This window comes from Microbacterium sp. ZOR0019, from assembly GCF_000800925.1.
GTDB lineage: Bacteria > Actinomycetota > Actinomycetes > Actinomycetales > Microbacteriaceae > Microbacterium > Microbacterium aurugineum.
The window spans coordinates 19,690-28,097 of sequence record NZ_JRKC01000007.1 but is presented as its reverse complement, the minus strand read 5'-3'; the positions used below and the strand labels follow the sequence as shown (position 1 = coordinate 28,097).

The 8,408-nt window shown below is 69.8% G+C and carries 8 protein-coding genes; 5 read left to right on the top strand and 3 right to left on the bottom strand.

What is annotated here, in order from left to right:
• A partial coding sequence (locus tag L978_RS02125; RefSeq protein ID WP_052193269.1) for a thiamine pyrophosphate-binding protein occupies positions 1-1,076 on the top strand: 1,076 nt, incomplete at its 5' end.
• A 48-nt stretch (positions 1,077-1,124) separates the two neighbouring features.
• Complete coding sequence (gene speB / locus L978_RS02120; RefSeq protein WP_047519816.1) at positions 1,125-2,081, top strand: agmatinase; 957 nt, start codon at positions 1,125-1,127, stop codon at positions 2,079-2,081.
• Here the strand turns inward: speB and L978_RS02115 are convergent.
• Positions 2,075-2,947 carry a serine protein kinase RIO gene (locus tag L978_RS02115; RefSeq protein WP_047519814.1) on the bottom strand — a complete coding sequence of 291 codons (873 nt, stop codon included), beginning with the start codon at positions 2,945-2,947 and terminating at the stop codon, positions 2,075-2,077. The genes speB and L978_RS02115 overlap by 7 nt on opposite strands.
• A gap of 283 nt (positions 2,948-3,230) precedes the next feature.
• Here L978_RS02115 and L978_RS02110 point away from each other — a divergent pair, with 283 nt between their 5' ends.
• On the top strand, positions 3,231-4,427 hold the full coding sequence (locus L978_RS02110) for an MFS transporter (protein WP_047519813.1): 1,197 nt from the start codon (positions 3,231-3,233) through the stop codon (positions 4,425-4,427).
• Positions 4,428-4,443: 16 nt separating this feature from the next.
• Here L978_RS02110 and L978_RS18195 read toward each other — a convergent pair whose 3' ends face one another.
• On the bottom strand, positions 4,444-5,364 hold the full coding sequence (locus L978_RS18195) for a helix-turn-helix domain-containing protein (RefSeq protein WP_052193268.1): 921 nt from the start codon (positions 5,362-5,364) through the stop codon (positions 4,444-4,446).
• A gap of 145 nt (positions 5,365-5,509) precedes the next feature.
• On the opposite strand from L978_RS18195, the gene L978_RS02100 reads away from it, so the two are divergent.
• A complete protein-coding gene (locus L978_RS02100) occupies positions 5,510-5,971 on the top strand; it encodes a DUF3817 domain-containing protein (protein ID WP_047519811.1) in 462 nt (153 codons plus the stop codon).
• Positions 5,972-6,000: 29 nt separating this feature from the next.
• Here L978_RS02100 and L978_RS02095 read toward each other — a convergent pair whose 3' ends face one another.
• Positions 6,001-6,801 carry a MerR family transcriptional regulator gene (locus L978_RS02095; RefSeq protein ID WP_047519810.1) on the bottom strand — a complete coding sequence of 267 codons (801 nt, stop codon included), beginning with the start codon at positions 6,799-6,801 and terminating at the stop codon, positions 6,001-6,003.
• 171 nt (positions 6,802-6,972) lie between these two features.
• Here L978_RS02095 and L978_RS02090 point away from each other — a divergent pair, with 171 nt between their 5' ends.
• Positions 6,973-8,304 (top strand): HNH endonuclease signature motif containing protein, encoded by a 1,332-nt coding sequence (locus tag L978_RS02090; RefSeq protein ID WP_052193267.1) that lies wholly within the window; start codon positions 6,973-6,975, stop codon positions 8,302-8,304.
• Positions 8,305-8,408 lie beyond the last annotated feature (104 nt).

Below are 8,408 nucleotides of genomic sequence, written 5' to 3'. Positions count from 1 at the left end.
CCGAGGTCTCCGCCGAGGCGCGCCGGCCCCGCCCGGTCGCGGCGCGCGCGTCCGGGGATCCGGCAGCGCTCGCCGAGGCGGCACGTCTGCTCGTCGCCGCGAAGACCCCGGTGATCGTCGCCGGTGGGGGAGCGGTGGATGCCGCGCACGAGGTCACGACCCTCGCCGAGCGACTCGGCGCTCCGGTGCTCACCACCCTGAACGGCAAGGGCGTGGTCGATGAGCAGCACGCGCTCTCGCTCGGCTCGAATCTGCGCCTCGCCGCGGCCCGCGCGGTCGCGGAGGATGCCGACGTGTTGCTCGTCGTCGGCTCGAAGCTCGGTGAGGCCGAGCTGTGGGCGCCGCGGCTCGAAGCCCGCGGATCCGTGATCCGTATCGACATCTCGCCGACGCAGCACGACAAGAACCTCGCCGCGACGGTGGGCATCACGGGCGACGCGGCTGCCGTCGTGGAGGCGCTGCTGGCCGTCGTCCCGCACGAAACCCGCCCGCCGCGCGACCTCACCGCCGAGCGGAGCGCGATCGCCGCCGAGATGCGCGAGACCGCGCCCGAGGCGGTCGCCCTGGCCGAGATCATCGCCGACGCCCTTCCCGAAGATGCGATCGTCGCGGGCGACTCGTCCCAGATCGTCTATCTGGCCCTCGGCAGCGTGCTGCAGTCGGCCCATCCGCACTCGCTGCTCTATACCCCCACCTACGCGACGCTCGGCTACGGGCTGCCGGCGGCGATCGGCGCCAGAGTCGCGCAGACGGAGCATCCGGTCGTCACGGTGATCGGCGACGGCGCGCTGATGTTCTGCGTGAACGAGCTGGTCACCGCGGTCGAGCAGCGTCTCGACGTCACGATCGTGTGCGTCGACAACGGCGGCTACGCCGAGATCCGTCAGAACGAGGTCGATCGGGGCATGACCCCCATCGGCGTCGACCTGGTGCAGCCCGACTGGGCGGCGCTCGCCACGGCCTTCGGCGCGACCGGGCGCCGGGTGGAGCGCCGCGAGGACATCGCCACGAGCATCCGGGCCGCGATCGCCGAGGGCGGCGTGCAGCTGGTGCACCTCCCGCAGAGCGCCCTCTGAACTCCGTGACCTCCCTCCCTTGACCTCCCCGACGAACAGGAACGAGCCATGACCGAGAACGTGGGCCCCATCGACGCGTCCGTGAACCCCCGCTACTCCGGTATCGCCACCTTCGCGCGGCTGCCGCGGATCGAAGATGTTCCGCGCGCCGACATCGCGGTCGTGGGCATCCCGTTCGACTCGGGCGTCAGCTACCGACCGGGCACGCGGTTCGGTCCGTCGCACGTGCGCGAGTCCTCGCGACTGCTGCGGCCGTACAACCCCGCGCAGGACGTGTCGCCGTTCGCGATCGCACAGGTCGTGGATGCGGGTGACATCCCGGTCAACCCCTTCGACCTCACGGAAGCCGTGACCGAGGTCGAGCGCGCGGCCCTGGCCCTCGGCGAGCAGGTGCAGCGCATCGTCACGATCGGCGGGGACCACACGGTCGCGCTGCCCCTGCTGCGCGCGGTCGCCGCGAAGCACGGCCCCGTCGCCGTGCTGCACTTCGACGCACATCTCGACACGTGGGACACCTACTTCGGGGCACCCGTCACCCACGGCACCCCCTTCCGCCGCGCGAGCGAGGAGGGACTGATCGACCTCACCTCCAGCTGCCACGTCGGCACGCGAGGCCCCCTGTACTCGAAGCAGGATCTGGAGGACGACGAGCGCCTGGGCTTCTCGATCGTGTCGAGCGAGTACATCGAGGAGCACGGCGTCGAGGCCGGCATCGCCCGCATCCTCCAGCGCATCGGCGACAAGCCGCTGTACGTGTCGATCGACATCGACGTGCTCGACCCCGCCCACGCGCCCGGCACCGGTACGCCCGAGGCCGGGGGGCTCACGAGCCGGGAGCTGCTGCGGATCCTGCGTGCCCTGACGTCGCAGAACATCGTCGGCGCGGACGTGGTCGAGGTGTCGCCCGCCTACGACCACGCGCAGATGACCGGCATCGCCGCGAGCCATGTGGTGTACGAGCTCGTGACGCTGCTGGCCGCCCGCGTGGCGTCTGACTCTCAGTAGAGCGCCGCGAGCAGCTCGGCGAACAGTTCCTCGGGGTCGGCGTCGACGCGGCGTCGGGTGAACCAGTCGCAGATGTTCACGCAATCGCGATGCAGCAGGTCGAGTCCCTGCGGGTTCGCGATGACGTCCACGATCTGCGGCAGGTCGATCACCCGCACCCGGCCCTCATGCACGAGCAGGTTGTATGCGGAGAGGTCGCCGTGGGCGAAGCCGGCTGCGGCGAAGATCCGCATCAGATCGACGACCTGCGCGTAGCACTCCTGAAGCGCGGCACGGTCGCCGCGTGACTGGGCGAGCCGGGGTGCGGCCGTGCCGTCGGCGTCGCCGAGGAACTCCATCAGCACCTCGGTGCCGTTCACCTGCACGGGGTACGGCACCGGCGCGCCGAGCTCCCACATCCGGCACAGCGCCTCGAACTCGGCGAAGGACCACTGCGCCGCTGCCACGTCGCGACCGTGGCTCGACTTCTTGGCGAGGGCGCGGGTGTCACGGGTGTTCCGGGTGCTGCGCCCCTCCGTGTACGTCGAGGAACGGTGGAAGCTGCGGTGCTCGGCGCTGCGATAGCGCTTCGCGGCGAGCAGGGTGTGCTGCGCCGGATCACCGGGCACGGCGCGCTCGATCAGGAACACGTCGGCCTCTTTGCCGGTCTTGAGGACGCCCCGTTCGGTGTCGAGCGCACCGGCGGAGGTCACCACCCACGCGGGCCACGGCTCGGGCCCGCGCTCGGACGGGGTGATCGCCGGCCACGTGGACCAGCGCTGGCCCTCACCGGGGTCGACGTCGGCGAAGGAGAGTTCGGTTTCGAGGGTTTCGAAGGAGGAGGCGTCGAACGACGCGGCTTCCGAGGAAGCGGAGGGATCAGACAAGTGTGGCTCCAGGAGGGGAGGCCACGCCAGGATCAGGAGCGGGTGGCCTCGAGGGGAAGGTGGTCGGCGGAAAGCGCGACAAAGACCGTGTTCATGTCTTCGGCTCCTTCCGCTCGGGCTTCCCGGGCGCGTCCCGGTGCGTCGTCGAGCATAGGGCGTCCCCGGCGAACGTGTCCAGAGGCGGTGGTCAACGCCCGACCCGCCGGGATCGCTCCGGACGATCGGTCGGATGCCGCGGACGCCTGGTCGGGCGGCGGCATCCGGATCCTGCGAGCGTGGAACCATGACCACGACAGCCCCCGTTCCCACCGTGTCTTCCTCTGCGGCGCCCCGCATCCGCTACGGCGGGTTGATCGTGCTCATGCTGATGGGCTTCCTGCTGGTCACGGCCGAGTTCCTGCCCAACGGTGTGCTCACCGAGATGGCCGACGGCCTCGGGGTCACCCCGGGCCAGGCAGGACAGACCGTCACCGTGACCGCGCTCGTCGGACTCGTCGTCGCCCCGACGGTCGGACTGATCTTCCCGCGCCTCGACCGACGGTCGCTGCTGCTGTGGATGGCGCTCGCCGCGGCCGTGTCGAACCTCATCGTGGCGATCGCGCCGAATCTGATCATCGTGCTGCTGGCGCGCTTCCTGCTGGGCGCCGCGATCAGCGCGTACTGGGCGATGTCGATCACTGTGGCAGCGCGCCTCGCGGGACCCGCGAACCTCGGACGCGGCGTCATGTTCACCTCCGCCGGGGTGTCGCTGGCGACCGTCGCAGGCGTGCCCCTCGGCGTCATGCTCAGTGAGCTCATGGACTGGCGGGCCGTCTTCGCCCTCGCGGGCGTGCTCCTGGTCGTGCTCGCGGCCGTGCTGCGGTTCGCGCTGCCTTCCGTTCCGGCGGAGCAGGCGTCGAGTCTGCGACTGCTCGTCGACACCCTGCGCCGCCCGGGCATCGGCCTCGGCATGGTCGGGCATGTGCTCGTGGTCCTCGGGCACTTCCTCGCCTACACCTACGTGCGCCTCGCGCTGGAGCGGATCCCCGACGTCGACGCCTCGACCATCGTCGTGCTGCTCGCGCTGTTCGGCGTCGGCGGTCTGCTCGGCAACATCACGATCGGGCTCGTCATCGACCGCACGTTCGCCTTCTTCGCGGTGTTCGCGCCGTTGGTGATCGCCGTGTCGGTGACCGCGATGATCCTCTTCTCCGGATCGATCGTCGGCGTGGGCATCGTCGTGCTGGTGTGGGGCTTCTTCTTCTCGTCCTGGCTGATCGTCGTGAACACCTGGGTCGGACACCGGATGCCCGATCGGCTCGAAGCCGGGGGCAGCCTGGTCGTCGTGGGGTTCCAGGGCGCGATCACGCTCGCCGCCGGCATCGGTGGGCTGCTCGTCGACACTCTGAACGTCGAACTGGTCTACGTGATCGGTGCCGTCGCGCTGCTCGCCGGCGCGGTGCTGTTCGGCGCATCGAATCGGGTCAGCAGCAGAGCCTGACCCGGGCGGGTGCCGCTCAGGCCGGGACGGGAGTGCGGTTGGTGAGGCGCCAGGACGAGGGGGTCTGTCCGGTGCGGCGTCGGAATGCGCGGCTGAATCCCTCGTCCGAGGCGTAGCCCAGCTCGCGGGAGATGTCCGAGACGGAGCGTCCGGCGTCGAGCATCCGCTTCGCCGCATCGACCCGCACCTCGGTGACGTAGTCGGCGGGTGAGCGTCCGACAGCGCTGCGGAACCGCTCGGCGAAGGTCGAGCGCGACATCGCCCCGATCGCGGCGAGGCGCTCGACCGTCCAGTCGCGCCCCGGCTCCTCGTGGATGGCGTCGACCACGCGGTCGAGGAAGGGGTCGCTCGACAGGGAGGGCCAGCCGGTGGGCGCGCAGCCGTTCGCCGCCCAAGCACGGATGACCGACAACAGGACGGTCGTCGCCATCAGGCGGCAGATCACCGGGTCCCCCTGGCGGGCGGGTGTGACCGTGTGGTCGATCACCCCCATGTTCAGGGCGAGGGCGGCGGCCGCGGGCTCCACGGCGTCGAAGCCGGTCACGGTGAGGAACGGGGGCAGCAGTGCGGGCAGGGGTGACGCGACATCTGCGAGCTCGATGTCGGCGATCATGAGGATCGTCTCGTCGTGTGCCTCGAGCGCGAACGGCGACCGGCCGAGGGTCAGGAACGCGTCGCCCGTCACGAGCAGGTCATGGCGCGCCTGCGTGTTGTCGAGCCGGAGTCGCTGCGAATCGGGATCGACGTCGAGACGGCAGCCGTCTCCGAGCGGAGGATGCCCCCGCACGGCGCCCGCGACGATGTAGACCAGGGTGATGGCGTCGGCGGGGATCGGCAGCAGCGCTCCCGCGGCGAGCGACGATCGGCGTCCGATGCCGACGCGGAGATCGACCGCACCGAGCACGTGCGAGAGCGCATCCGCATCCACTGTCACCATGCCTTCGGCAACGTCGTCGCGCGGGCTGCTATTCCGATGTCGGTGCGCGAGACGGGTCGCACCGTCTTGACGGACTCAACCATTCGGTTGATTCGAGGGGGATGACGGGACGGATACGGTGGAAGCACCCCACCCGAGGAGTACCGTGTTCCGCACCCCCGACCGTCTGTACCGAGTCCTCGCGATCGCGGAGGCGATCACCTGGACGATCCTGATCGGCGCGATCATCGCCCGCGCCGTCGGCGCCCCCGGCGTGGTGGTGACGGTGGGCGGAGGCATCCACGGATTCATCTTCCTGAGCTATGCGGCGACGGCGATCCTGGTCGCCCTGAACCAGCGCTGGCATGTCGGGGTCGGCGTGCTCGCCGTCGCGAGCGCCGTCGTGCCCTACGCGACCATCCCGATGGAGATCTGGCTGCACCGCACCGGCCGGCTCACCGGAGCCTGGCGTCTCGAGACGACCGAGGATCCGCGTGATCGACGGTGGTACGACCGGCTGATGCGGTGGTTCCTGCAGCGGCCGTGGGTGCTCGCCGTGCTGCTCGTGGTCGGCATCGTCGCGCTGTACGTCATCCTGCTGCTGATCGGTCCTCCCGGCGGTAAGTGAGCCCGCACACCTTCAGTGCGTGATTCCGCTCAGGCGCGTCGGACGGGCTGCTGCAGTTCGGTGACCCAATCGGACTGGTCGTCGCCGACGGCGCGGACATAGAGCTCCCTGCAGGGACCGTCGTGTACGAGGCCGCGCGCGAAGATCTCGGCGTGGATCGCCTGCCAGCTCTCCGCGATGTGCTCCATCGAGCCGAGGTGGATGCCGCAGACGGCTTCGTCCGCCGCAGGGAGCTCGATGATGTCGAACTCCGCGCGCGCGGGGCCCGCATAGGTGTAGCCGACGATGACCTCCAGTCCGTCGTCGAGCGTCGTGTACTGGGCGATCGGTGTGGTCAGGGGATGTTCGCCGCCGATGGTGTCCGCGACCGCGTCGAAGGCGGAACCGACCACACCGGCGACGGCCGGCTGATCGGGGACGACCGTGCGGACGGCGGCGAGCCGGACGGCAGGCAGGGGCTTCTCGACGATCTCGATCCGTGACATGTGCTTCTCTCTCTCGATGAGGTGGAGGCGCCTCTCCACGTCGACGAGTCTCTCCGCGGCGATCCGATGCTCCTGCTCGACCTCTGCCCGGCGGATCCGCAGCAGGGAGGCGATGCGCTCGGCATCGACTCCCCGTTCGAGGATGGCCGAGATGTCGTCGAGGCCGAAGCCCAGCTGGCGCAGGGCGACGATCCGGTGCAGCCTTTCCAACTGCGACGGGTCGTAGGAGCGGTAGCCGTTGAACTCGTCCACGTGGGCGGGCACGAGCAGTCCGGCCGTGTCCCAGTGCCGCAGCATGCGGTGGGTCACCTGGCCGATCTGCGCGAACGCTCCGATGGACAACATGTGTCTGTTCTCCCGTCTGCCACCGTGTCAGGGTCAAGTATCGCCTCGGTCCGGTCTGAGGTCGGCTCGTCCAGGGCGGAGGGGAAGGTCCTCCCCGCCCCATTCCGGTATCTTGGTTTCTGGCGCTGATCTGGGCGTTTCAATGTCGGTGGTCCCTGGTTCACTGAAGGTATGACAGCGCTGGCGGATGCGACCCTCGAGCAGGTGGATGCCCTCGCCGCGCTCACCGAGATGCTCGTCGAGGTCGAGGGCACGATCAGCAGTCTGCGGGCCGCGCGAGACGGCATCCTGGCTGTCGGGTCGCGGCTCGCGCTCGACGTGGCCGCGCAGGCGGGGCATCCCGATCACGGAGACATATCGGCCCGCACGGTCGCCGCGGAGTTCGCCACGGCCCTGCGGGTGAGTGATCGAACGGTGCAGCGCCGGATGGCCGACGCGGCCTGGGTCGTGGAGCACTTCCCGCTGGTCTGGGAGGCGCAGGGGGCGGGTCGCATCAGCGCGGCGCACGCCCGAGTCGTCTGCGAAGCGGGCGAGCACCTCCCCGATGCGGCAAGCCGCGCCGCCTATGCGGCTCAGATCATCCCCTTCGCCGAGACCGAGTCTCCCGCTCGCGTCGGCCGAATGGCTCGGCGGGTGGCCGAACGGTTCCAGGCGCGGTCGATCGATGAGCGGCACCTCGATGCGCGGGAGAAGAGATCCGTGTGGGTGAAAGACGTCGGAGACGGGATGACGCAGCTCGGCCTGCTCGGTCCGTCGGCGCTCGTGCACGGTGTCTTCGAACGGCTCACGCAGATGGCCGAGGCGGTGCAGGAGCATGGGTCCACCGAGCATGAGTCCACAGAGCGTGAATCCACAGAGTATGAATCCCCGGAGCTTCCGGCTCCGGAGCCGGACGAGCGCACCCTCGCGCAGCGCCGCGCCGATCTCGCTCTCGACCTGCTCCTCACCGGCGCCCCGACCGGACACGATCGCGGCGAGGGGCTCCTGGCGGCGATTCGCGGAACGGTGTCGATCACGGTCCCCGTCACGACGCTGATCGGCGAGGACTCGACTCCGGCCGAGCTGAACGGCCGCACTCCGGTCGACCGCGCGACCGCCCGCCGGATCGCCGGCGCGGCAGCGGGCTGGGACCGGATCCTCACCCACCCCATCACCGGCGCGGTCCTCGCGGTCGACCGCTATCGTCCCGGTCCGGATCTGAAGCGGCATCTGAGGGCGAGGGATCAGCGGTGCCGATTCCCCACTTGCGGGTACGCGTCCGTGGACTGCGACATCGACCATCATCACGAGGCCGCGCTCGGGGGAGCCACCGAGGAGTCGAACCTCGGTCACCTGTGTCGTCGCCATCACGTGCTCAAGCATCATTCGCCGTGGGCGGTCGAGCCCCTGGGTGGTGGCGTCTACGCCTGGACGAGCCCGACCGGCAAGGTCTACGTCGACCGGCTCCCGCCCCAGAACACCGTCACGTTCACGAAGGATCCGGCGGTTCTCGCGCCCTTCTGAAAAAGTTGAGCCGAGTCGTATCAAGTTGATTTGACACCCGCAGAGCGTCGGCGTACAGTTGAGTCATCGCGACTCAGGTTTCCCTGATCGCCGCAGATTTCCGA

Coding starts and splice junctions, on each gene's coding strand:
- speB (WP_047519816.1), top strand. CDS start 1,125: ATGACCGAGAACGTGGGCCCCATCGACGCGTCCGTGAACCCCCGCTAC.
- L978_RS02110 (WP_047519813.1), top strand. CDS start 3,231: ATGACCACGACAGCCCCCGTTCCCACCGTGTCTTCCTCTGCGGCGCCC.
- L978_RS18195 (WP_052193268.1), bottom strand. CDS start 5,364: ATGGTGACAGTGGATGCGGATGCGCTCTCGCACGTGCTCGGTGCGGTC.
- L978_RS02095 (WP_047519810.1), bottom strand. CDS start 6,801: ATGTTGTCCATCGGAGCGTTCGCGCAGATCGGCCAGGTGACCCACCGC.
- L978_RS02090 (WP_052193267.1), top strand. CDS start 6,973: ATGACAGCGCTGGCGGATGCGACCCTCGAGCAGGTGGATGCCCTCGCC.